This window comes from Chitinophaga sp. 9-1-y (assembly GCF_059511905.2).
Window position 1 is genome coordinate 6,745,445 of the sequence record NZ_CM197955.1, and the last position, 24,692, is coordinate 6,770,136.

Annotated in this window: 19 protein-coding genes; 7 read left to right on the plus strand and 12 right to left on the minus strand. The window is 45.9% G+C overall.

Annotated elements, in window-relative coordinates; genetic code table 11:
• Positions 1-9: 9 nt before the first annotated feature.
• Together AC5ZC7_RS26715 and AC5ZC7_RS26720 are read left to right on the plus strand one after the other, a co-directional pair.
• The gene (locus tag AC5ZC7_RS26715; protein ID WP_496162882.1) at positions 10-1,560 is read left to right on the plus strand and encodes a helicase HerA-like domain-containing protein; all 1,551 of its coding nucleotides are present in this window, start codon (positions 10-12) and stop codon (positions 1,558-1,560) included.
• Between the two features lie 54 nt (positions 1,561-1,614).
• Positions 1,615-2,661, plus strand: coding sequence for a Gfo/Idh/MocA family oxidoreductase (locus AC5ZC7_RS26720; protein WP_496162881.1), 1,047 nt, complete (start codon positions 1,615-1,617; stop codon positions 2,659-2,661).
• A gap of 56 nt (positions 2,662-2,717) precedes the next feature.
• Here the strand turns inward: AC5ZC7_RS26720 and AC5ZC7_RS26725 are convergent, their stop codons facing one another.
• Positions 2,718-4,625, minus strand: coding sequence for a RecQ family ATP-dependent DNA helicase (locus tag AC5ZC7_RS26725; RefSeq protein WP_496162880.1), 1,908 nt, complete (start codon positions 4,623-4,625; stop codon positions 2,718-2,720).
• A 140-nt stretch (positions 4,626-4,765) separates the two neighbouring features.
• Complete coding sequence (locus tag AC5ZC7_RS26730; RefSeq protein WP_496162879.1) at positions 4,766-6,871, minus strand: heavy metal translocating P-type ATPase; 2,106 nt, start codon at positions 6,869-6,871, stop codon at positions 4,766-4,768.
• A gap of 191 nt (positions 6,872-7,062) precedes the next feature.
• Here AC5ZC7_RS26730 and tsaE point away from each other — a divergent pair, with 191 nt between their 5' ends.
• Both tsaE and AC5ZC7_RS26740 read left to right on the plus strand, forming a co-directional pair.
• A complete protein-coding gene (gene tsaE, locus AC5ZC7_RS26735) occupies positions 7,063-7,500 on the plus strand; it encodes a tRNA (adenosine(37)-N6)-threonylcarbamoyltransferase complex ATPase subunit type 1 TsaE (RefSeq protein ID WP_496162878.1) in 438 nt (145 codons plus the stop codon).
• 42 nt (positions 7,501-7,542) lie between these two features.
• The gene (locus AC5ZC7_RS26740) at positions 7,543-8,760 is read left to right on the plus strand and encodes an alanine dehydrogenase (RefSeq protein WP_079473555.1); all 1,218 of its coding nucleotides are present in this window, start codon (positions 7,543-7,545) and stop codon (positions 8,758-8,760) included.
• A 188-nt stretch (positions 8,761-8,948) separates the two neighbouring features.
• On the opposite strand, the gene AC5ZC7_RS26745 is transcribed toward AC5ZC7_RS26740, so the two are convergent.
• The 3 genes from AC5ZC7_RS26745 to AC5ZC7_RS26755 all read right to left on the minus strand — a co-directional run bounded on the left by AC5ZC7_RS26745 (position 8,949) and on the right by AC5ZC7_RS26755 (position 11,013).
• Entirely contained in the window at positions 8,949-9,749 is an 801-nt protein-coding gene (locus AC5ZC7_RS26745; RefSeq protein ID WP_496162877.1) for an undecaprenyl-diphosphate phosphatase, read from the minus strand.
• 76 nt (positions 9,750-9,825) lie between these two features.
• On the minus strand, positions 9,826-10,101 hold the full coding sequence (locus AC5ZC7_RS26750) for a DUF3098 domain-containing protein (RefSeq protein WP_496162876.1): 276 nt from the start codon (positions 10,099-10,101) through the stop codon (positions 9,826-9,828).
• 39 nt (positions 10,102-10,140) lie between these two features.
• Complete coding sequence (locus tag AC5ZC7_RS26755; RefSeq protein ID WP_496162875.1) at positions 10,141-11,013, minus strand: permease-like cell division protein FtsX; 873 nt, start codon at positions 11,011-11,013, stop codon at positions 10,141-10,143.
• Positions 11,014-11,346: 333 nt separating this feature from the next.
• Between AC5ZC7_RS26755 and leuS the strand changes: the two genes are divergently transcribed.
• On the plus strand, positions 11,347-14,112 hold the full coding sequence (gene leuS / locus AC5ZC7_RS26760) for a leucine--tRNA ligase (RefSeq protein WP_496162874.1): 2,766 nt from the start codon (positions 11,347-11,349) through the stop codon (positions 14,110-14,112).
• A 59-nt stretch (positions 14,113-14,171) separates the two neighbouring features.
• On the opposite strand, the gene AC5ZC7_RS26765 is transcribed toward leuS, so the two are convergent.
• Genes AC5ZC7_RS26765 through AC5ZC7_RS26780 form a run of 4 tightly spaced genes read right to left on the minus strand, consistent with a single transcriptional unit; the run spans position 14,172 to position 16,885 of the window.
• Positions 14,172-14,414 carry a hypothetical protein gene (locus AC5ZC7_RS26765; RefSeq protein WP_496162873.1) on the minus strand — a complete coding sequence of 81 codons (243 nt, stop codon included), beginning with the start codon at positions 14,412-14,414 and terminating at the stop codon, positions 14,172-14,174.
• A 31-nt stretch (positions 14,415-14,445) separates the two neighbouring features.
• A complete protein-coding gene (locus AC5ZC7_RS26770; protein WP_496162872.1) occupies positions 14,446-14,721 on the minus strand; it encodes a hypothetical protein in 276 nt (91 codons plus the stop codon).
• A gap of 3 nt (positions 14,722-14,724) precedes the next feature.
• Positions 14,725-16,134 (minus strand): radical SAM protein, encoded by a 1,410-nt coding sequence (locus AC5ZC7_RS26775; protein WP_496162871.1) that lies wholly within the window; start codon positions 16,132-16,134, stop codon positions 14,725-14,727.
• Complete coding sequence (locus AC5ZC7_RS26780) at positions 16,127-16,885, minus strand: prolipoprotein diacylglyceryl transferase family protein (RefSeq protein ID WP_496162870.1); 759 nt, start codon at positions 16,883-16,885, stop codon at positions 16,127-16,129. Before AC5ZC7_RS26780 ends, AC5ZC7_RS26775 begins: the two co-directional genes overlap by 8 nt.
• Positions 16,886-16,949: 64 nt before the next feature.
• Here AC5ZC7_RS26780 and AC5ZC7_RS26785 point away from each other — a divergent pair, with 64 nt between their 5' ends.
• Positions 16,950-17,636, plus strand: a complete 687-nt coding sequence (locus AC5ZC7_RS26785; RefSeq protein WP_496162869.1) for a peptidoglycan DD-metalloendopeptidase family protein — start codon at positions 16,950-16,952, stop codon at positions 17,634-17,636.
• Between the two features lie 82 nt (positions 17,637-17,718).
• Here AC5ZC7_RS26785 and AC5ZC7_RS26790 read toward each other — a convergent pair whose 3' ends face one another.
• Genes AC5ZC7_RS26790 through AC5ZC7_RS26800 form a run of 3 tightly spaced genes read right to left on the minus strand, consistent with a single transcriptional unit; the run spans position 17,719 to position 23,759 of the window.
• Positions 17,719-19,113, minus strand: coding sequence for a RagB/SusD family nutrient uptake outer membrane protein (locus AC5ZC7_RS26790; protein ID WP_496162868.1), 1,395 nt, complete (start codon positions 19,111-19,113; stop codon positions 17,719-17,721).
• A gap of 24 nt (positions 19,114-19,137) precedes the next feature.
• A complete protein-coding gene (locus tag AC5ZC7_RS26795) occupies positions 19,138-22,716 on the minus strand; it encodes a SusC/RagA family TonB-linked outer membrane protein (protein WP_496162867.1) in 3,579 nt (1,192 codons plus the stop codon).
• Positions 22,717-22,742: 26 nt separating this feature from the next.
• Positions 22,743-23,759 carry a FecR domain-containing protein gene (locus AC5ZC7_RS26800; RefSeq protein ID WP_496162866.1) on the minus strand — a complete coding sequence of 339 codons (1,017 nt, stop codon included), beginning with the start codon at positions 23,757-23,759 and terminating at the stop codon, positions 22,743-22,745.
• Between the two features lie 265 nt (positions 23,760-24,024).
• On the opposite strand from AC5ZC7_RS26800, the gene AC5ZC7_RS26805 reads away from it, so the two are divergent.
• Positions 24,025-24,636 carry a sigma-70 family RNA polymerase sigma factor gene (locus AC5ZC7_RS26805; RefSeq protein ID WP_496162865.1) on the plus strand — a complete coding sequence of 204 codons (612 nt, stop codon included), beginning with the start codon at positions 24,025-24,027 and terminating at the stop codon, positions 24,634-24,636.
• The last annotated feature ends 56 nt before the right edge of the window (positions 24,637-24,692 follow it).

Sequence of the window (24,692 nt, forward strand, 5' to 3'; positions counted from 1 at the left end):
AAACAGGTCATGGCCAATCAGGATGCATTTCTGGATTACATCAAAAGCGGTTATACGTTTCAAGGCGAGCACTTCAAACTCGGATGTGCCATGTTAAACGGCGAAGTAGTACCCGGCGCGGATGTATTTCTTCCCTTAAAAACCCTCAATCGGCACGGACTCATTGCAGGGGCTACCGGAACCGGTAAAACCAAAACCCTGCAGGTAATTGCGGAGGGACTCAGCGATGCCAGCGTACCGGTATTACTGATGGATATTAAAGGAGACCTCAGTGGCATTGCCGCCGCAGGCACCTCCAATCCCAAGATTACCGAACGTTATCAAAAAATTGGCGGCACCTGGAGCCCGGCGGCTTATCCATCGGAACTACTGTCGCTCAGCCAGGAAAAAGGGGTGCGGTTACGTGCCACCACCAGCGAATTTGGCCCTATCCTGCTGTCCAAAATTTTAGAATTGAATGACACGCAAGCCGGACTGGTAGCCATGTTATTCAAATACTGCGATGATAATAAACTGCCTTTACTGGATTTAAAAGACTTTAAAAAGGTATTACAATACGCCAGCGATGAAGGCAAAGCGGACCTGGAAAAAGACTACGGTAAAATATCTACCACTTCCACCGGTACCGTATTGCGTAAAGTGATAGAACTGGAGCAACAAGGTGCTGCCCAGTTTTTTGGGGAGAAGTCGTTTGAAGTGGATGACCTCATGCGCATCAGTGATGATGGCCGTGGTATCGTTTCCATTTTGCGTGTAAGTGATATACAGGATCGTCCGAAACTCTTCTCCACCTTCATGCTCAGCCTCCTGGCAGAATTATATGCCACCCTGCCGGAAGAAGGGGATTTGGACAAACCCAAGCTGGTAATGTTTATTGATGAAGCCCATCTGATCTTCAACGAAGCCAGTGATGCGCTGCTCAAACAAATAGACACCATCATAAAACTAATCCGTTCCAAAGGAGTGGGTATCTTTTTCTGTACCCAAAACCCGATGGATGTCCCGGCTTCCGTATTGGGTCAGCTGGGGCTGAAAGTACAACATGCCCTCCGCGCCTTTACGGCCAATGATCGTAAAACCATCAAGCAAACAGCGGAGAACTATCCGCTGTCGGACTTCTATAAAACAGACGACCTCATTACCCAGATAGGTATCGGGGAAGCACTGATCACCTGCCTGAATGAGAAAGGGGTACCTACTCCTCTCGCCGCCACCATGCTGGTATCACCAAGATCCCGCATGGATGTGTTAACGCCGGCAGAAATTGACGCCCTCGTGGCCAATTCCAAACTGGTGAAAAAATACGCAGCGGAAATTGATAGCGAAAGCGCCTACGAAATACTCACGGCCAAACTGCAGGAAGCGGCTGATAAAACAGCCGCCCAGGAAGCAGCGCCGAAAGCCGGCAAGCAAAAAGAAGAAAAAGGTTTACTGGAACAGGTGATGGAAAGCTCCGCCGTGAAGCAGGCCGGGCGTACCGCCGCCAGTGTTATTACCCGTAGCTTACTGGGTGCACTCGGCCTCGGTGGCCGCAGCAGCAAAAGCAAAAGCTGGTTTTAATTATGCAACCGGCAGCTATCGGCTGCCAGCTTACATCCATATATTATAAAGCGTATGAGTAGAATTATCAAAACGGGCGTATGCTCGTATGGCATGTCCGGGCAAATTTTCCATGCCCCGTTCCTACACGTGAATCCTGGATTTGAATTTACAGCAGTAGTAGAAAGAAGTAAACACCTGGCACAACAACGCTATCCTAACGTAAAAGTATATACGAGCGTGGAAGATATGCTGGCAGACAAAGACCTGGAGCTGATTGTAGTCAATACACCCAACTACACACACTTCGACTATGTCAAAGCAGCATTGGAAGCAGGTAAGAACGTGATTGTGGAAAAACCTTTTACCGTTCACGCCAAAGAGGGGGAAACCCTTGCTGCACTGGCCGCAGAGAAAGGCTTATTGTTAAGTGTATACCACAACCGCAGGTATGACAGCGATTACAAAGTAGTAAAACAGGTACTGCAATCCGGTCAGCTGGGTGATGTACTCGAAGCTGAAATACACTACGATCGCTTCAAGGAAGAACTGAGCTATAAAAAGCATAAAGAACTTGGTGGTCCCGGCACCGGCGCCCTCTACGATCTCGGCTCTCACCTGATTGACCAGGCCATTACCTTGTTTGGCATGCCTAAGGCGGTATTTGGAGATATCCGCGTCATCCGCAAAGACTCGATTGTAGACGATTACTTTGAATTGATTCTCTACTATGATAACCTGCGTGCCCGCGTTAAATGCAATTACCTGGTGCGCGAAGCATTGCCTGCCTACCAACTGCATGGCCGCATCGGCTCCTTTATCAAAACAAAATCTGATATCCAGGAAGCCCAGCTGCAAAGGGGATTGTTTCCCAATAGTCCCGACTGGGGCGCAGAAGCGCCACATGAGTGGGGTTTATTGCACACCGAAGCCGATGGTAAAGTAATTAAACAATTCATACCAGGCGGCAGCGGTAACTACATGGATTATTACAATGGCATCTATGAGGCATTGGTCAACAAAGCCGCTAACCCGGTACCTCCACAGGATGCGATTAAAGTAATTCGTGTGATTGAAGCTGCTTTTGAAAGCAGCAAAGAAGGGAAAGTTGTGACGTTATAAATATGTCTTTTTGATAAATATTACCGGCGTGTATCACTGTGTGATACACGCTTTTTTTATCCTGCTACTGACAGTCGGCCTGCGTCATCTCGTACCACCAGGCCTTCTTCATTGAGGAATTGTAGTACATCCATAAGGTCACTGCGTTTTACATCCGGCATTTTGTTTTGAAGCAGGCTAAACAGCAAGGGTTGTTCCCGTAAGAAACTAATAACGGTATCGGATATACGTTTAAAAGCAGCAGCATCCATAGGCTGGGCTTTCTTCTTTAAACAGGTATCGCATATGCCGCAGGGCTCCGCGTCTTTTTCGCCAAAGTATTGTACAATTTGCTGTGTGCGGCAGGTATCACGATTACGCACATACGCAAACATGGCATCCAGTCTGTCGGTATATACTTTTTTCCGTACCTCTACACGGGCCATGTTAATGCGCAGGTTTTGCGAAGACACACGTTCCTGTAAAAAGCATAGCTGTGGTTCATCACGGCGGGGTTGATATTTCAATATACCGTATTGATGCAGCTGTTGCAGTTGTGCGGCGATGTCATCATCTTCCATCAACATAATGCGTCCTATTTGTCTTTCGTAGATGGGGACGGCGGTATCGAAGATACCTTCATAGGTGCGCAGCAAAGTTTTAATAATTTCTTCAAGTGCCGGGTAGGCGTTTTCAAACTCGTAAAGGGATTCTTTATTGGTCACGAATTCCGCACGGGAAGGCAGGAATACGCTTTCGCTCAGTTGTAATACACCTTCCTGTTCCAGGAGCTTCACGGCACTGTAAGTAATCGTCAGGTTGAGTTGGAAGGTGCGGGCAAAGTCGTTGATATCGAAATCAAAATACACGCCCTCTGCGCTGCCTACCGGTACCTGTAAATAGTTGACGATGGCCTGGTATACTTCCCTGATTTCTTCCAGTGTGGGAAATTGCAGGGCAATGCGTTCCTGCATTTCAGCCAGCTCGTCTTCATTATACAGCAGCACGGCATAGGCTTTTTCCTCGTTCCGGCCGGCGCGCCCGGCTTCCTGGTAGTAGGCTTCCAGGCTATCGGGCATATCATAATGCACTACCACGCGCACATCTGGCTTGTCGATACCCATACCAAAGGCGTTGGTGCATACCATGATGCTGGTTTCGTTGTTGATCCACGCTTCCTGCCGGGCAGCGCGTTCGGCCTGTGGTAATCCAGCATGATAGTAACTGGCGGAAATACCTTGTAATTCCAGCAGGGACGCTATTTCCCGGGTTCGTTTACGGTTGCGGCAATAAACGATACCGCAGCCAGGCACCCGGTCCAGTATATGTTTTACTTTATCAATTTTAGTGGTTTCTTCCAACACACTATAAGAAAGGTTGGCCCGCGCAAAGCTTTTGGTAAATACTTTGGCGTCTTTCATCAGCAGCTTATCACAGATATCTGTTTGTACGCGGGGCGTAGCAGAAGCAGTAAGTGCCAACACCGGTGCATCGGGGAAGAAGCTACGTATATCCGCCACCTGCAGATAGGCCGGACGGAAGTCGTAGCCCCATTGAGAAATGCAGTGTGCCTCATCTACCGCTATCATATTTACCGGTAAACCATCGCAATAGGTTTGAAAAAGCTTGCTTTGAAGTCTTTCGGGAGATACATACAGAAACTTGCATCCACCGCGGCGGGCGGCTTCCAGGATTCTTTCCACTTCTTTGTATTGCATCCCGGAGTAGATAGAATATGCCGTAATCTCTTTTTTCCGGAGATTGGCCACCTGGTCTTTCATCAGGGCAATCAGGGGTGTTACTACCAGGCATAATCCTGGTTTCATCATGGCTGGTACCTGGAAACAAATAGATTTCCCTCCACCCGTAGGCAACAGGGCCAGTGTATCCTGTCCTGCCAGTATAGCATTTACAATATCTTCCTGAAGTGGCCGGAACTGGTGGTATCCCCAGTATTGCTGTAATATGGCTACGGGTGTATTCAAATAAAAATTTAATGGTTAACGCGAAGATACGCGGAAATTGTCTTTACCAGGATTAGACTGATTAAACTGATTCTTATTTTTTGACGATATCAGCATAGAAAATCAGTTTAATCAGTCTAATCCTGGTGAGGGCAAAAATATTAGTTCATCACGTTCTTATATCGCAGCCGAACAGAATTGATGGCGAGTACTACATCTGACAATCCCATAATACCTGCGCCCACAATAGGATTCAGGAATCCAAGGGCAGCTACCGGTATCGCCACAACGTTGTAAATAAATGCCCAGAAGAGATTCTGCTGAATGGTGAGATAGGTATGTTTTCCCAGGCCCAGCGCCAGTGGCAGGCTGCCCAGGTTATTGTTGAGTAATACTACGTTGGCACTCTGCATGGCTACCTGGGTAGCATCGCTGAGAGAAATACCAATGGTGGCTTTGGCCAGCGCCGGTGCATCGTTGATGCCGTCGCCTACCATGGCGGTAGGGGCGGTTTGCATGAGCGCATCTATTTTCTGCAGCTTCTGTTCCGGCGATTGTTCTGCGTATATTTCGGTAATACCCAGCTTTTCAGCCAGCTCCCGGCATTTGCGGGTGGTATCACCACTCAGCAGAATGGATTTAATACCGGCCTGGCGCAGCTGTGTTACCACGGTAGCCGCTTCCGGCCTGATTTCATCTGTAAAGTCAATCCAGCCGGCTAACTGTCCGTTTTTCACAAGGTACAGGTTATGACTGTCATCTTCCGTTATGCCGGCTGTCATACGGAAGGAGCCTAATTGCCATTCGTTACCGGCTTTATCGTGGGCCCGCATACCCAGCCCTTTGTGTTCCCGGACCTGCTGTAAAGGTAGTTCCCCAAACGTTTTCCAGGTGGCGGCAATAGCGCGGGCAATGGGATGGGAAGAATATTTTTCCAGGCTGTATACTACCTGTTTAAAGGCTTCTTCCGGCATATCAAAAAACTGGTATTCGCCCAGCTGTAATTTACCGGTGGTAAGGGTTCCGGTTTTATCAAATACTACCTGCCGGATATTTTTAAACATTTCCAGGGTATGGCCTCCTTTAATGAGGATACCATTGCGGGCAGCGCGGCCCAATCCTACCATTACTGCGGCTGGCGTGGCCAGTCCCATTGCGCAGGGGCAGGCAATCACCAGCACTGCTACACTCCGCATCATGGCCGTAGCAAAGGTGGTATGCCCAATGAAATACCAACCCAGGAAGGTTACCACTGCAATACTCAATACCAGGGGCACAAATATGGCACTAATGCGGTCCGCCAGCTTCTGCATGGGTGGCTTATCGGCCTGGGCCTGTTTTACCAGTTCAATGATATAGGAAAGCACGGTATCCTTGCCCGTAGCGGTAATATATACTTTGATGCTGCCATCTTCCAAAATCGTTCCGCCTATTACCTTATCCTTTTCCTTTTTGCTGACAGGGGCGCTTTCACCGGTGATCATGGCTTCATTAGCATGGCCGCTTCCCCAGTAAATGGTGCCATCCATGGGGATTTTATCGCCTGTATTTACCAGTACACAGTCGCCGGTACGGAGGGTACGATTATCTACTTCATGGATGTGTTCATGACCATGGTCTGTATTAATGAGTCTGGCAGTGGTGATTTGCATCCGTGCCAGGTCTGCAATGGCGCTGGTGGTTTGTTTCACGGATTTCTCCTCCAGCATATTGCCCAGGAATACCAGGGTAATAATGGCGGCAGTAGTTTCGTAAAACATATAATCTGTGTTGCCATATATTACGGTACCTACAAAGCTGTATACAAAAGCAGCGCTGGCGCCCAGGGTTACCAGCACGTCCATATTAGCCATACGGTTCATGAGTGCCCGGGCTGCACTGAGTCCGAAATGCCACATACCCATGAGGTATACGGGCAAAGTCAGCGCAAATTGTACCCATGGCTGATGTAGCCAGGGCCAGCTTACCCACATATGCAATAACAGGGGGGCCGTAAATATGGCACAAAAAATAAATTTGAATGTAAGTGTCGTATATATGGGCTGTTGGGTAGGTGCATCTTCCGGCAATACTACCCGGTAGCCCATCTGGGCAATACCATTCAGTACTTCTTTTGAATCGGCTCCGGCAGGCGCAGTAAAGTGAACTTCTTCTGTGGCGAAGCTGACATTTACATCCTGCATACCTTTTTTCTCCAGGTATTTGGATACATTGAGTGCACAACTAGTGCAATGCATTCCTTCTACCTTGCAACTTATTGATGTCATTTTACAAAGGTACCCGATGATCGGATAGGCCGGATAAATATTAATGCAACAGCGAAGCAGAAAGCGTAAAGCTCAAAGCAAAAAGCTATTGAAAGGGCCGATGGGAGCGGGTATTTCACTGGTACCCACACCAGTTGTTTGCTACAATAGCTTTTTGCTTTATCCTTTCTGCTTTATCCTTATTTTTGAGGATGCAATGGACATTTACACTGGATCAATTGCCTGAAACGGCCCGGCAATTCTGGGAACATTTTGAGGACAAACAGGTATTTACGTTGGACGGCCCTATGGGCGCCGGCAAAACCACACTGGTAAAGGCATTATGCGCTGCCAAAGGAGTAGAAGACGCTACTGCCAGTCCCACTTTTTCCATCATCAATGAATACGCCTACTTGGATAAGCAGGGGCAACCACGCCGCATTTTTCACCTGGACCTCTACCGGCTGAAGGATGAGGACGACGCCATCAGCGCGGGTGTAGAGGATACGCTCTACCAGGATGCCATCAGTTTTGTGGAATGGCCGGAGGTAGTGGCGCATATGCTACCACCCGATACCATACACCTGCAACTGGAAGTACAGCCGGACCAAAAAAGGATCCTGCGTGAAATCGCTTCCTCTCCCAAATAACGTATCTTTGAATACTACGATATAAAAAACTAGAACAAGCATATGGAGCAGAGGCAAAAACCTGTAGTAAGTGCTGGCTTTACCTATTCACCGCTGGAAGAGACACTGGATATTCCACAGAAAAATTCCCGGTTATTTATAGGTATTCCAAAGGAAACCTCTTTCCAGGAAAACCGGATCGCCCTTACCCCCGATGCAGTCAGCATTTTAGCCGCCCACGGACATCATATTGTGGTGGAGCATAAAGCGGGTGACGGATCACATTACTATGACACCGACTATTCAGAAGCCGGCGCAGAAATAGTATATGATAAAAAAGAAGTGTTCAAAGCGGAGATCATCGTGAAATCCGCCCCCCTGAACGATGAAGAAATAGAATTACTCCACCCTCACCAGATTGTCATTTCCCCTATTCACCTGGCTGCCCTGAAAGCGCCACAGGTAGAGAAAATGATGGACAAGCGCATCACGCTGTTATCTTTCGAGAACCTGAAGGATGATGCCGGGACCTATCCTATTGTTAGGGCCATGAGCGAAATTGCCGGAGGCGCCTGTATGCTCATTGCGGGGCAATACCTCAGCAACGACAATAAAGGGAAAGGCATCCTGCTGGGAGGAATTACCGGGATCCCTCCTACCAAAGTAGTGATCATTGGCGCAGGCATTGTAGGGGAATTTGCCGCCCGCACCGCCCTGGCACTGGGATCTTCCGTAAAAGTATTCGATAATAACATCTACAAGCTGAAACGGCTGCAAAATAATATTGGCGTACGTGTATTCACTTCCGTTATCCAGCCCAAAGTACTGGCAGAACAACTACGCAATGCAGATGTAGCGGTAGGCGCGTTGTCATCGCAAAGTGGCCGTACTCCTATTGTGGTGAGTGAATCTATGGTCAGCAATATGAAAGCCGGCTCTGTGATTGTAGACGTGAGCATTGATCGCGGAGGCTGTTTTGAAACCTCCGAAATCACCACCCACGAAAACCCGGTGTTTAAAAAGTACGATGTAGTACACTACTGCGTACCTAATATTCCTTCCGGATTTGCCCGCACGGCTTCTGAAGCAATCAGTAATGTACTGATGCCTTTACTGGTGGAAGCAGCCGATGATGGTGGGTTTGAAAACCTGGTATGGATTAAACGGGGTGTGCGTAATGGCATCTACCTGTACAAAGGAGCCCTCACCAACTACCACTTAAGTGAGAAATTTAAACTGAAATATACCGACCTGGAACTGCTGCTGGCGGTGAAAGGATAACACGATTTTTTGTCTTTTTCAGGATTAAACTGATTAGGCTGATTTTATTTTTTTTGATTTTACTGAATGTAAAAAATTAGGGAAGATATAAGCGGATAACATATCTGCCTAAATCTTCCCTAATTTTTTATCTTAATAAAATCAAAAAATAAAATCAGCCTAATCAGTTTAATCCTGAAAAAGACAAACTATACCTCCAGGGTATACCCCATCAATATAGCAGCTATAATAATAATTCCCACTACGATCCTGTAATAACCCCACATCCTAAATCCGTACTTCTTCACAGCGCCGATAAAGAATTTAATGGCTAACAGGGCTACTATAAATGCTACCACGTTACCAATCAGCAACAGTTTCAGGTTCTCCGGATGCGCCAGCAGCAATTCTTTTCCTTTCAGCAATTTATAACCGGTGGCAGCAGCCATGGTAGGCACGGCCAGGAAAAACGAAAACTCTGCGGCTACACTGCGGGACAGCTTTTGTTGCATACCTCCCACAATAGAGGCTGCACTACGGCTGGTACCCGGAATCAGGGCCAAACATTGGTAAAATCCAATGCGCAAAGCGGTAAAGATGTCTATTTTCTCTTCCGTGAGGATGGTAGGTTCTTTAAACCAGTTGTCCACAAACAGCAATACAATACCACCCACCAGCAAGGTGACGCCTACGGTAAGCGGGCTTTCCAGCAGGGCATCTATTTTTTTACTGAACAGGAAACCCAATATCAGCGCCGGGATAACGGCTACCGCCAGTTTCAGGTAAAAGTTGAGACGGTTTTTATCGAACACGAAAAATTTCTTCCAATAGAATACCACTACGGCCAGGATGGCTCCCAGCTGAATAACAACTTCAAACAACTTGGTAAATTCATCCTTACCAATTCCCAGCAGTGCGCTCACAATGATCATGTGGCCGGTGGAGGAAATGGGCAGAAATTCTGTAAGTCCCTCTACGATGGCAATGATAATAGCCTGAAAAACGTTCATCGAATTTAATATGGTTAAAAGTGAAAAAAAAAGCGATGATTGCTCATCGCTGTAAGAATACTTTTATAGGAACCAATTATGCATTTGCTTTTGGACGGCGCATAATGGCATATACTTCCACCAGTAAGCCCAGTACTATCACGATAGGCGCCAGGGTAATTCTGCGGAAGCTATATACTTCCTCCGGTTTAAAGCTGTTAGGATCGCTGGCATCTCCTCCCATCATCAGGAGAAAACCCAGTACAATCACCACAAGACCTGCCAGCATAAATTTGTAATTCTCTTTCGGGAAAATAGGGCGGCTGTTGGCCAATGCATCATTTGATGCCGGGTTTGTGCTAGTTTTAGCCATAGTGTTTGGTATTATATCTTCAGTTAAAGATGTCTAAAATTAATAAAGATCGTCCAGTTTCAGGCGCAGGTACTTCATCACAGAGCGATGGGTACTCACCAGGGAAATACAGATACCGATCAGGATCATTCCTACAAACAACAGTGCAATCATGACGTTGTCGCGTAAGCCCGCCAGTTCCGGCAGCAGTTTATCTGCCACCGACATGATGCCTATCAGACCTGCAATAGCAATCAACGCAGCAATAGCGCCATTGGCAATACTGCGTAAATCGAATGGCTTGGCAATAAACCATCGGGTAGCTCCCACCATTTGCATGGTTTTAATGAGGAAGCGGTTGCTGAACATCGCCAGGCGGATGGTATTATCGATCAGGAATATCACCACGAGGCATAATAACCCGCTGATGATAAGGATGATCAGGCCAATCCTGTTTACGTTTTCATTCAACTTGCTTACCAGCATCCGCTGATAGGAGATTTCCCTTACAATGCTTTGCTGGGAGAGATTATTTTCAATAATCTTCAAACTATCATTGTTTACATAATTGGCGTTAGCCTTTATGTTAATGCTGCTGTAAAGCGGATTGTATTGTAACAGGGTGATAAAGTCCTCCCCGAAATCCTTCTTAAAACGTTGGGCGGCCATGTCTTTCGACACATACTCAATAGACTTGATGTATGGTTTGTGGGCCATAGAGTCGCGCAGGGCGAGTGCCTGGCTTTCTTTTACATTATCTCTCAGAATCACCTGTACCTCAATGCTTTCCTTAAAATACACGCTCAATTTATTGGCATGTATGACCACCAGACCCAATGTGCCCAGTAAAAACAATACCAGTGCTACACCAATGATGGAGTACAGGTAGGATGGTTTCGACTTCTTTGCTGATGATTTCCCGGATTGCGCCATTAATCTGCAGTTTATCGGCGAAAATAATAAAAATTAGTAGTTATGTGTTTAATTTTGCCAGCCCGGCAAATCTAATTGACAAGAAAACCGTCACGGCAGGATGTGTAAGAGCAATTTAAATCAAACCACAACCCGACCGGGGAAACCCTCTCATCCAGGCAATAAAACGGCAATATATGGAGATGTTGGGGAATGACATTGGCGTATTAATGAATTTAACATTATTTTGCTGAACCGGCATTATTACAAAATTTTAAATTATAACTGATAACGCCTTAATAACCGGATGTATTGTTGAAATCCGGCCAGATTAAGGTCATCTACAACCGATATATGGAATACAATTTCAGGGCAATCGAAAAAAAATGGCAGGAACAGTGGGAGCAATCGCATGCTTACCGCGTTAGCAATGACAGTCCAAAGCCCAAATGTTACGTACTGGACATGTTCCCCTACCCTTCGGGAGCGGGTCTTCACGTAGGACACCCCCTGGGCTATATTGCAACAGACATCTATGCGCGCTATAAAAGACTAAAAGGCTTTAACGTGCTACATACCATGGGGTATGATGCCTTTGGCCTGCCTACAGAGCAATATGCCCTGGAAACTGGTCAGCACCCGGCTGTCACCACCGAACAAAATATCAAAGCATTCCGTGAACAGCTGAATAATATAGGCTTTTGCTACGACTGGGAGCGCCAGGTAACTACCAGCGACCCTTCTTACTACAAATGGACACAATGGATATTCCTGCAAATCTTTGAAAGCTGGTATAACCGTGAAACCCAGAAAGCGGAACCCATCAGCACCCTGATCAACATTTTTGAACAAAAGGGAAATGCCGGACATATTTGTCCGGGCGATCGTACCATCCAGTTCACCGCTGCCGAGTGGAAAAGCTATGGGGAAGCTGAGCAACGCAATATATTAATGCAATACCGCCTGGCCTACCTGGCACATGCGGAAGTGAACTGGTGCGCTGCCCTGGGTACCGTACTGGCTAATGATGAGGTAGTAAATGGCGTAAGTGAACGTGGTGGCTACCCGGTAGTGAAAAAGAAAATGAGCCAGTGGTTCCTGCGTATCACCGAATACGCCAACCGCCTGCTGGAAGGACTGGAAACCGTATCCTTCAGCGATGCGATGAAAGAAATGCAGCGGAACTGGATCGGCAAAAGCCAGGGAGCGGAAATCAAATTCGCCCTGAAAAACTCCGCCGAACACGTAGAAGTATATACTACCCGCCCGGATACCATCTTCGGGGTAGACTTCATGGTGCTGGCACCTGAACATGACCTGGTAAAATCCATCACCACCCCGGAACAACAGGGTGAAATAGATAAATACCTTGAATACGTTCAAAGTCGCTCTGAACGTGAACGTATGGCGGATGTAAAACAAATTACCGGCTGCTTTACCGGCGCCTACGCTATCAACCCATTCGATGGCCGCGAAATTCCGGTATGGATTGCAGAATACGTGCTGGCAGGTTACGGCACCGGCGCCATCATGGCCGTGCCATGTGGCGATCAGCGCGACTTTGGCTTCGCCAAACACTTTAATATCCCCATCACCAACATCATTGGCGATGCGTTTAACGGAGAAGAAGCCAATGCTACCAAAGATGCGAAGCTGCAAAACAGCGGTTTCCTCAATGGTACCGATATGAAAACCGCTACTGACATCGTGATCAGCAAGCTGGAGGAAATGGGTATCGGCAAACGCAAAATCAACTATAAAATGCGGGATGCCGGCTTTAGCCGCCAGCGCTACTGGGGCGAGCCATTCCCAATTCTCTATAAAGATGGTATTCCTTACGCCATGGACGAAAAAGACCTGCCGCTGGAATTGCCACACGTAGAAAACTATAAACCCGGCGCTGAAGGCGAAGGCCCGCTGGCCAACATCACCGACTGGGTAAATGTAGCACCCGGCATAAAACGCGAAACCAACACCATGCCTGGCTATGCCGGCAGTAGCTGGTATTTCCTGCGTTATATGGATCCACACAACAAACACACGTTTGCGGACCGCAAAGCCACCGACTACTGGAACCAGGTAGATGTGTACGTAGGCGGTACCGAACATGCTGTAGGTCACCTGCTCTATTCCCGTATGTGGACCAAAGTGCTGTACGACCTGGGACATATCGGTTTCCAGGAGCCATTCAAATCACTGATCAACCAGGGTATGATTGGCGGTAGCTCCAGGCTGGTATACCGCGTTCGCGGCACCCACCAATACGTTTCTCACGGGTTGAAAGATCAGTATGAAACCGATGAACTGCACGTAGATGTGAATATTGTAGATGGCGTTGAACTGGATACTGAAGCCTTCAAAAAATGGAAGCCGGATTTCGCAGATGCTACATTCATCCTGGAAGATGGTAAATATATCTGCGGCGTACAGCTGGAAAAAATGAGTAAACGTTTATTCAATACCGTTAATCCGAATGACCTGGTAGAGAAATATGGCGCTGATACTTTCCGCATGTACGAAATGTTCCTGGGACCGGTAGAACAATCCAAACCATGGGATACCAAAGGCATAGAAGGCGTTCACCGCTTCCTCAAAAAACTGTGGCGCCTGTTTGCCGATGAGCAAAAAGGTATCATCGTTCATGAGCAGGTTCCTACGCCGGACGAGCTGAAGATACTGCACAAAACCATTCAGAAAATTGATCATGATACCAACGGCTTCTCTTACAACACGGCAGTAAGTCAGTTTATGATCTGTGTAAATGAATTGGCTACGCTGCGTTGTCATAAACGCGCCATCCTGGAGCCATTGCTGATATTGCTGACACCCTATGCGCCGCACCTCTGCGAAGAATTGTGGCAATACCTGGGTAACAACGAAAGCATTCTGAATGCATTATACCCAGTATACAATGAGGAATATACCAAAGAAAGTGCGTTCAATTACCCGGTAGCAATAAACGGCAAAACCCGCTCTGAAATGGGATTCCCGCTGGATGCAGCGCTTCCTGATATTGAGCAGGCGGTACTGGCTAACGAGATCGTACAGAAGTGGATGGAAGGCAAAGCACCTAAAAAGGTGATTATTGTGAAAGGCAAAATGATCAACGTGGTGGTGTAATCATTGCGGATCGTTTAAAATATAAAGGCTGTTCTACCTGATAGTAGAACAGCCTTTTTTTATCCAATAACTATAAAAATAATAACTCTGGCTAACAGCACTGTCATTCCTGCTGACAGCCATAACATGATACCTGTTTTCTGATACTGGCTAAACAATAGTACTCCACCGGCTACAAGATACATAAGCGGAATATACGCCACCATTTCAGCCTGTAGGAATGCATGTTGAAAATCTGCAAACATCAATACCAGCATAATTACCAACGGAATCAACGAAAGCAATAATGCTTGCTTAAACATCTTAGGCATAGGTTTCAGTAAATGATGTTCTTTAATTAAACCGCATCCCACCCATACCGCTCATAATCAGCCCACAGGTGGAAAACCCTACCAGCAAAATGATCCCGGAACACAACAACAATACTTTGCCCATGTGAGGATTGGAAGCAATCAACATGATTAACCCAATCACAAAATAAGCTCCTGCGATTATGAGCATAAGTATACCTGCACCCAGAATAGCTTCTCCTCCAGCCAAACAGATCATCAGTAAAATTCCCAGCGGCACGCCGGAAAATAGCAGTACTTCTTTAAATGTCTTATTCATAAACTAAACAATTGAAGTGAATGCACGTTCTTTCTGCAGTTCCTTTAAATACTCCTCTTTATCATCTCTATAAAATAAATTCATTGTTTCAAAAGGTATAATACGGCCATCCTTATGTACAATATGCACACATGATTTTTTGATGGCACGCACATCAAAATCATACGCATCCAGGAAGCGCATGATCACAATACGGAATAAATTCGTATAGTCGAGTCCGGGAGCCTGTACCTGCGGCAGGCAGCAAAGTAAAGACTGCATGTCGTTCACCGCCGCATCGGTGGAAATACCGGTGCTGAATATCTTCAACACATGCTGGTGCAGTTTTTCGTCCTGCTCATATACGATGGTATTTTTGGAGTTGTTCAATAACACCGTAGGATCAACGTAACGAGTAAGCGGATATACCTGCCCATCTATTTTCAAAGCGTAAGCCATGGCCAGTGCGTCAGGATTACAAGGCACCGGGATGATGTCGTTCGCATTCCAGATAGGTGATTGCTCCAGGATACGCTGCCGCACTTCGGTAAGCGTAATACGGTCGGTGGCCGGATCAAAATCATCTGTGCGGCCTGCTACCTGTACGGGCTGAAAGGTAACGCCACGTACACAAGGTTGCTTCACCGCGTAATCAACGATAGCGCCCATTTCATCATCATTCAGTCCTTTTTGCAGGGTGACTACCAACGTGGTGCTGAGATTCACTTCATTCAGGTTGGCGATTGCCTGCAGCCGGACATCTGTTAAATCCTTACCCCGCATACGTTCCAACACTTCCGGCTTAAAGGAATCGAACTGAAGATATACTTCAAAGTCGGGCATATAGGTAGCCAGGCGAGCGGTAAACTCTTTGTCTTTTGCAATGCGTATGCCGTTGGTATTAATCATCAGATGCCGGATAGGCTTACGCTTAGCGATATCCAGTATTTCAAAAAACTGGGGATGAATAGTGGGTTCTCCACCGCTCAGTTGTATGACATCTGGTTGTCCTTCGTTGGCAACGATGATATCCAGCATCTGCTCTATCTCTTCCAAAGTACGATGCCGGCCGTAGTGTGGCGATGACATCGCATAACAGGTAGGGCAGGTCAGATTACAACGGTCAGTTACTTCAATAACGGTTAAACAGGAATGTTGCTCATGATCTGCACATAAACCGCAATCATACGGGCAGCCGTAATGTGTACTGGTATTGGTTTTAAGCGGAGCTTCAGAAGGTTTGTTATAGTTACGGGTATTTTTATAGTAATCGATATCTGTGGCAATCAGTACTTTTTCTTTTCCATGATGCGGACAATGTTTGATCATGAATACTTTTCCATCTTCAAATATCACCTTGGCGTCTACACGGCGTAAACAGGTACTACAGATGCTCAGTGTGAAGTCGTAATAGGTGTAATTTTTTTCAGGCATATTGCTTTTGAATTAGTCGTGATGGAAAAAGAATAGTAGGTAAATAATAGCACAATCCGGCTAAACAGGCCAGCTGTATGGATCCCAGGCCAAAGGAAAAGCGGTAGCCTGGCTTGATAAAGTCCAGCAGAAAGCGAAACAACAGGTAGGCGATCATGAAAAGTTTGAATTTACCACCACTCACCAGTGTCCGGCGTTGGCTGGTAAAAGCCAGCAGTTGCCAGAGTATAACCAGGAAAATAATTTCATAGAGAGATACGGGATGCCGGAGCAGGCCGTCGCCGAGGTTTATGCCCCATGGCAAAGAAGTGGGAAGGCCATAGGTTTCTTCATACACGCCCATCGAAAAGCAGCCAATGCGGCCTATGATCATGGCAAGTATAAGTGGATAAACGAATAGATCACCGGTAGAATGCCGCTCTCCTATAGCTTTCTTGATCAGCTCTACCCCTGCCAGTCCGCCGAGCAGTCCACCTACAATAGTTTTATTTTGGTAGATGTATAACAGCGTGTTATGCGCCTCCAGGAGACCGGGCGGATTCTCCAGCACGCCCAGCAGCCGGCTCCCGAATAATGCACCGAAAATAGCCCCGATAATGGCCCAAACGCGATTACCGCTTTCGATACGATCCCCCTGTTTTTTGCGCAGGTACAGGAAATAGCGAAAACCGATGAACATGCCCAATGTTTCTGTGACTGCGTGCAGTGGCAGATGTAAGGAAAACAGGTGGATATATACGGGGAACTGCAAGGGCGATCATTATTTAATCCACAAATTAATATTTATATTTAGACGAAAGTCAAGCATCAAAAATATGTTACAGGAGGTTTTAAAGAAGCATCAATCCACCTTCAAGCCGGTTATCCCGCTTTTAGGAGATCATGAATCCCTGCTGGTAATGGATTTTACGGCCAATAACACTACGCTCACCAAGAACATACTGCAGGACATTAATAAGTTTAGCAGATACATCGATAATACCCTTGCACAAAGCGGCTGCCGGCTGGGCATCGGCGGCTATGCAGAGCATCGCACCATTTATGCAGTAAGTCCTCATTTTGACGCCGGAGAAGAGCCCAGAAGGCTACACCTCGGCATTGACGTATGGGGAGAGGTAGGTACCCAAATTTATGCCCCGTTGAATGCCCATATACATAGTTTCCGGTTCAATGATCATTTCGGGGATTATGGGGCAACGATTGTGCTGCAGCACCAGTTGGAAGGATATCTCTTTTATACATTATACGGCCACCTCAGTATCTCCAATCTACAGGGATTATATGAAAACATGCCGATTACGGCAGGTCAGGCGCTGGCACATTTCGGTACACCCTCCGAAAATGGGGGCTGGCCGCCACATTTACACTTTCAGCTCATAGAAGACATGCAGGGCTTCCGAGGCGACTATCCGGGTGTATGCCGGTATAGTGAAAGAGAAAAGTATCTGCAAAACTGCCCTGATCCGGATGTTATTCTACAATTGAACCAGTACACGCACTAATTACCTCTCCATAAAAACATAAAAAAAGGCTGCCGGTATAAACCGGCAACCGCTCAATTAATAGTTGGTTTCTTGATCTTTGTTATTTAGAATTTTGTACCAGCAAACCATTACTGTAGCGAATAGCAGTAGTGGAAAAAGGCATGATCCAGATGTGTGAATCCGGCGTGATACTATAAGTTTTACTTCCTTCTGTTTTAGTAATAGTGGCACTGAATTGCGGATCATTGTTAAATCTGCGGAGTGTCAGGTATACCAGCCCGGTACCTCTGTATTCACATCTTAATTCCCGGCGTATCAATGCTATTGCCTCTGTCGGTGTTTTTGCGGTTACATCTGCATAAAATTCAGGAATAATCCGCTTCCGGCGCACCGTATTCAGCACCTCCATGGCTTCCGGCAACTTACCTGCCCGTGCCAGACACTCTGCTTTAGTATAGTACATTTCGGGAGTACGGATACCACCGCCATTTACATCATCCATTCTGCGGTAGGCTAATATCTGTTCCCCAAAATTCACCAATGCATAATTCACTTTAAAGCGGGCGTCTCCTTTATCATACTGAGTGGAGTCTGCAGGACGCAGCATGCTGATATAAAATCCCTGCCGCTTCACCGCATCTCCGCCGTAATGAAAAATGTAATTTTCAGGACTCTTAAATTCAAAACGCGGAACGTTAATAGAAGGACTGTTGCCATCGGCTACCACTTTATTCTGGTTGTAGTAGTCTACATAATCAAAAAGCTGGTTATTCCTGTTTAACGCCGAATCAGCATAAGCAGCCGCCTGATCATAACGCTGCATAAACAGGTTTACTCTCGACAGGAAAGCATAACCGCTTGCTTTGTTAGCGAAAAAAACATCTTCTGCTTTTTCGGGCAAATCAGGAAGCGCCTGGTTCACATCGTTTAAAATAAAATCGTATATCTCTTTTACTGATAACTGCTTAAGTGACGCATCCATATTATCTGATGTATTCAGCAATACGCCTCTGTCCTGTTCAGCGGTAGCAGCGTTATACATTTTAGCATAACTGGTCACCAGGTAGAAATACAACATACTTCTGCCAATCCTGGCTTGCGCTACCAGGCGGTTTTTATCTGCTGGAGTACCGGTAGTGGCAGCTGGTACATTGTTGATCAATACATTGTACAAAAAGATTCCTCTATAGGCATTATTGTATCCGCGGTCTGCAGCCAGGAACTGCATCCTGTCTTTATCTTCCTGCCAGTTGTAGTTGATGTTAGCAAGCGTCACCGCTGCCTGCTGACTTTTTACAATATAAAAATCATTAGCTACCCGGTTCTGGCTCTCATACTCAAACATATGTCCATCTGCGCTTTCCACGAGTGCTTTATAATCTTCAAAACTTTGCGGAATCTTCTGACCTTTCGGCACAATATCCAGGTATTTCTTGCAACTGATTGCACCCGTTACCACTGCTCCACATAGTATAAACTGAATAATTCTTTTCATATACAATTCTTTTCTTCCGTTGAATTAAAGTGAAATATTGAAACCGACGTTATAGGTAGGCATAATAGGCAAAGTGCGGTTAACACCATCTACACCAGAGGCTTCCGGGTCAATACCCTTTCCGTTAAATCCAATATAGAACAGGTTATCCGCCTGCACACGTACCTTCACATCTGCCAGCTTAATATGCTGTATCCAGCGTTTCGGTAAAGAATAGCTTAATGCCAGGTTTCTTGCTTTAATATAGGCGGCGCTAACAATGGTATTATTCCCATACAGGTAGTACTCCGTATTATTTTTATTAGATGTTTCATCATAGTTCCAGGAGATACGCGGTATATTGGTGATCAGTTCATCGCCCGGTTTCTTCCAGGCATTTGAAATGCCGGCGCCAGTTAAACCACTGGGAAAACTGGAGATCTCATAAGGTACATCCATGCGCATCACATGTCCGGCGTTATACACAAACATGCAGGAGAACAGGAAATTTTTATACCGGATATTGTTAATCAGGGCGCCGCTGAAGGTCGGCACAAAGGTGCCGCTATAGTGAGCCAGCTCCGGCAGATCCAGGTAATCGTCAATCGCTTTCCCCTGCTGATTGTAGATAGTTGGATTACCAAGGTTGTTTAAACCGGCATAGGCATAACTATACAAACTCTTAAACGGCTTTCCTTTATAATAACGGCTTCCATAATTATTAACGAGTTCATAAGCAGTTTGAGCGATGAAGTCTACCCTCGTTACTTCATTCTTATTGAAAGAACTGTTGATGGTGACATCCCATCCGAAATCACGCTGCCGGATCACCTGCGCTTTTAAAGCCAATTCTACTCCTTTATTCTGCATAGCGCCGTTATTCACCATGGCTGTTTCAAAGCCCAGCGCAGGGTTGATGGTGATCGTTGTCAGCAGGTCATTACTTGTCTTATTATACACATCAACGGAGCCGGATATACGACCTTTGATGACGCTGAAATCAACACCGATATTGGTTGTCGTTGTTTTTTCCCAACGCAGGTTGGGATTAGGAGGCGTATAAATACTGGCGCTGTTGTTACCGGTGAGTGTATTCCTGCTGTAATTGGCCACCATAAATGGCCCTGCATCTCTGGCCACGTTACCATTAATACCATAAGAGGCACGTAGTTTCAGGATTTCCAGCCAGGAAATATTTTCCAGGAATTTTTCCCTGCTCATGATCCAGCTTGCACCGGCAGACCATAATGGGCGGTACTGATAAGCCGGGTTCGTACCAAAAAGGTTAGACAGATCGTACCTTACACTACCGCTCAACATATACTTTTCATTATAGGTATAGCCAGCATTTCCATAAAAAGAAAAATAGCGGTTGGTCGTTTCTCTCTGGTATCCCAGATCGGATGCAGACAACTGAGCCCGGGCCTGATTCAGGCCATTAAAGGCATTACCAAGGTCCTGCGCATTGATGGGCTGATAATTTAAGGTCAACGGATCATAACCGAAATAAGCATTGAAATCGCGGTTATTCTTCACCTCTCTCGTTTCTGAACCGGCAATAGCCGTCAATTCATGACGATTATTAAATGTTTTGTTGATATTCAACTGTTGGCGGAAAGTGTATCCCCGCAGGTAATCTGCTGTATTCCGGTAAGCGTCGCCCACAGGTAATTTATACACCTTATTTTTATTTGCATCCAATGCAGAAAAGGTGTTGAACTTATTCCGCATGTAATAAGAATCTTTGTCCAGCAACTGCTCTGCTTTACTACTATTCTTCTCATACTGGAACATGATATCATAGTTCATCCAGGAAGTAATTTTTGCATTCAGCTTTCCATACACACGCGTTTTGATAGATCGTGCTTTAATGAGGTTATAATTCATTTCTTTCTCCGGGATAATTTCCGAAGAAAAAAGATCATACTTCTGCGCATTGAGTTTTTCCTGTGCTGTCATGGACTCTCTTAAAGGAAGCGGATGACCATTATCATCATAAAGCGGCTCAAAAGGTAACTGATTATTGATGAGGTAGGTACCTGCAATACCTTCTTTTCCGGAGCTTGAACCAGGCCGGGTTTCATCGCCATAGTTCAGGTAAAATCCTGTTTCAGCGGTCAGCCATTTATTAACGGATAACGCGTTTCTGAAATTCAATCCCAGATTTTTCGTATTGTCGTTCAGGTTATAGCCCTGCGAATTTTTGAAGGTGGCGGAAAAGTTGAAAGCATTTCCTGCACTGGCTTTGGATACAGACAGGTTATATTGCTGATTGGCAGCGGTACGCATCAGGTGATCCAGTACCTGTTGATTGTATCCATTTTTACCACGCAAGGCATTCAGCTTCGCATCTGCTTCTGCACGGGTAATTTTTCCTTCTACCGACTGCAACAGGTAGTCCAACGCGGGAGTGATGATTCCTTTTCCGTTGCGCAAATAGGCTGCTTCTCCAAGTGGATCTGTTTTAAAGTTAGGATCGTTATCAAAAAAATCATAGGTAAGGTCTATCATTTCGCTGGCATCTGCTTTATGCAGATAGGAAAGATCATACTTGGGTGTAAAAGAAAAATCTCCGGAGAAGTTGATCCTGGCAGCACCTGCCCGTGCTTTTTTGGTAGTAATAACGATCACGCCGTTAGCAGCTCTGGCGCCGTAAATAGAAGCTGCGGCAGCATCTTTAAGGGTGGTAATACTTTCAATATCTTCCGGATTAATGTCCGGTACTTTATCTACCAAAGTCCCTCCATCATTATAAGCAAGATTTTCGACCGGGAATCCATCAATAACATACAACGGACTGCTATTCGCAACAAACGTACTGGTACCCCTGATACTGATATTGCCTTTATAGCTTACCAGTCCGGGTAGGTTACCTTCCAGGACCTGGGATAGGCTGGCAATACGGCGATTTTGCAGATCGCTGGCTTTCACTGTGGAAAAAGATCCGGTAGCTCTCTCTTTAGATAAGGTCTGATAACCGGTTACAACCACTTCGTTGAGTACTTTACTTTCCAGTACTACATTCACCACGGGAAGTTTACCCAATGTTATTTTCTTCTGTTCCATTCCTGCGAAAGAGAATAACAGAGAGGCGGCATCCGCAGGAATGGTAATCACGAAAGTGCCATTGTTGTCGGTAACAGCCCATCTCTTTTGTCCGTCTGCTACCACCGTAACCCCGGCCAAAGGACTGCCATTGTTATCTGTTACCGCGCCACTCACCGTGCGGGCTGGTACCTGTGTGCCGCCTTCCATGATCACGGCAGGCATTCCCAGGTTGCTCATCTGTATATCTTTCTTCTGACGGGCAACAATGGTATAATGGTTTTTATCAACATACAAAAACAACAATTCGCCGGGATAAAGAATAGTTTTCAGTACATCTTCCACGGGCTTGTTTTTCAGGCCAGCCACATCTACAGGTGTTGTTTTATTCTTCAGTAAGCTGCTTTCATAGGTAAAAGTAGTGCCATACAAAGCGGTTACTTTATCCAACGCTTCTTTCACAGAAACAACCACCGGATGCTTACCGGTGCGGTCTTGTGCAATGGTATGGATGCTTGTTAGTAGCAGCACACATAGGTACAGGAAGCCATACAGGCTTTGTCTGATACAAATCCTCATTGATCTTGGTTTTTGATGATATATGTTTAATAGCCGCGCTGACCGGTACTCTTAAAGATCAGCGTATCATTGTTCTTCTCAATTTTTACATTCAGGATGGCTGATAATTCAAACAATACATTGTTCACATTATTTAACGGCAGTACGCCATCTATGCTACGATTAGCTACAGCAGGATCTTCCAGCAAAATGGTAAATCCATAAGTATCGTGTAGTGTGTTAATAATATCGCTGACAGCGGTATGTTGCAATGACATTTTATTTTCTGTCCATCCCAGCGCCACTTCTTTTTTGGCACGCGTTTTTTGTAAGAATCTACTCTCCTCCCGGTATTCTGCTTTTTCGTCTGGCTGCAGCACCAGCACCTCTGCGTTGTTTTTAGCAGATACTTTTACCTTTCCTTCTTTCAGGAATACTTCTACTTTCGCGTCCCTTTCTTTCACATTAAAGATGGTACCTAATACTTCCACCCGCACGGCTCCGGCATGTACGGTAAAATTGCTGGCAACCGGGGTTGTACGATGGCGTACATCAAATAATGCTTCTCCTGTTAACCACACTTCTCTTATTCCATCTTTCCATTTATAATAACTTAATTCGGAGTGCGCATTAAGTACCACCACGGTGGAATCTGGCAAGGTGATACGCAGTTGCTGTCCATAGGCGCTAACTACTTTATTCATTTTCTCCGGGCGCCACAGGAACCAGGCCGAAACCGCCATCAATGGTACCAACACTGCTGCTGCCGCCCAATGCCAGCGCGTTTTCCGTTTCATCGGCACTACATTCTCTTTTGATAATTCACGCTGAATGCCGGCCCAAACGGCCGCTTTAACTGCTGCCGGGGGAACGATCCGTTCCATACTCAAAATGGCGTTCATGGCAGCGATGGCCTGTTCCAGTTCCATCAAATTCGGAGGCACACTATCCCGGTAGGCAGTCCAGAACACCGTTGCTGCCGGCGTTGCATGCTTCACCCATTCCAGGAAAAATGCATCTTCCAGGAAATCATCTTTCGTAAATAACTGATAGTTGCTATCCAATTAAAATCACCATTAGCGCCTCAAAAAAATCATCACAGGAGAGTAAAACAACCTCGCTGCTCCAGAACAGAACACGAAGAAGTCGCAAAACACCCCACTTTTTTTGAATTATTTTATAATTTTTTATTTACAACTTATAGATGCCTTGATTTTATTGGTTTTATATGCAGAGATATTTTTCATATTTGTTATTCTCCATATGTCCACCCCCATTGACCTTTGCAGGGAAACTATTTTTTGTACATTTAGCCGATCAACCAGCGAGATGGATTTTTCTGCAACTACCGATACTAGTCTTTGGGAAGCACTACAACAAGGCAGTCAGCAAGCCTTTGCCACCATTTACGACCGTCACTTTCAACGGTTGTACGAGTATGGTATGCGTTTACATCCCAATGAAGACCTGGTAAAAGACGCCATACAAGAGCTTTTCATTAAACTATGGACGAATAAAGCAACCCTCAGCACTACCGTAAATCCACGCCCATACCTGCTCGTATCCCTGCGCAGTACGATCTATAACCGGTTGCGCCCAAAGAAAAACGTGACACTGGTAGCATTTGACCAGGATCAACACGATTTTCTCGCACACTTCTCTGCCGAATCAGCTTATATAAAAAAAGAGCAATTACAGGCCCAGCAACAACAATTGCTCGATGCACTCAATCAATTGAATGCCCGGCAAAAAGAAATATTATACCTGCGTTACTTCGAAGAACTGGATTACGAAAGCATTGCGACCATCATGGACTTATCTGTAAAAGGCGCTTATAAGCTTTCTGCACGCGCATTACAGAACATGCGCGATATCCTGCAGGTATCCACCGCCGTATTGCTTACCCTCCTGGCCAATTTCCGTATGGAGATCATGAAATAGTTAATTCATTCGGTTTTCCCGCAACAGGTATTATTTTTATGCGGTAAAACTTATTG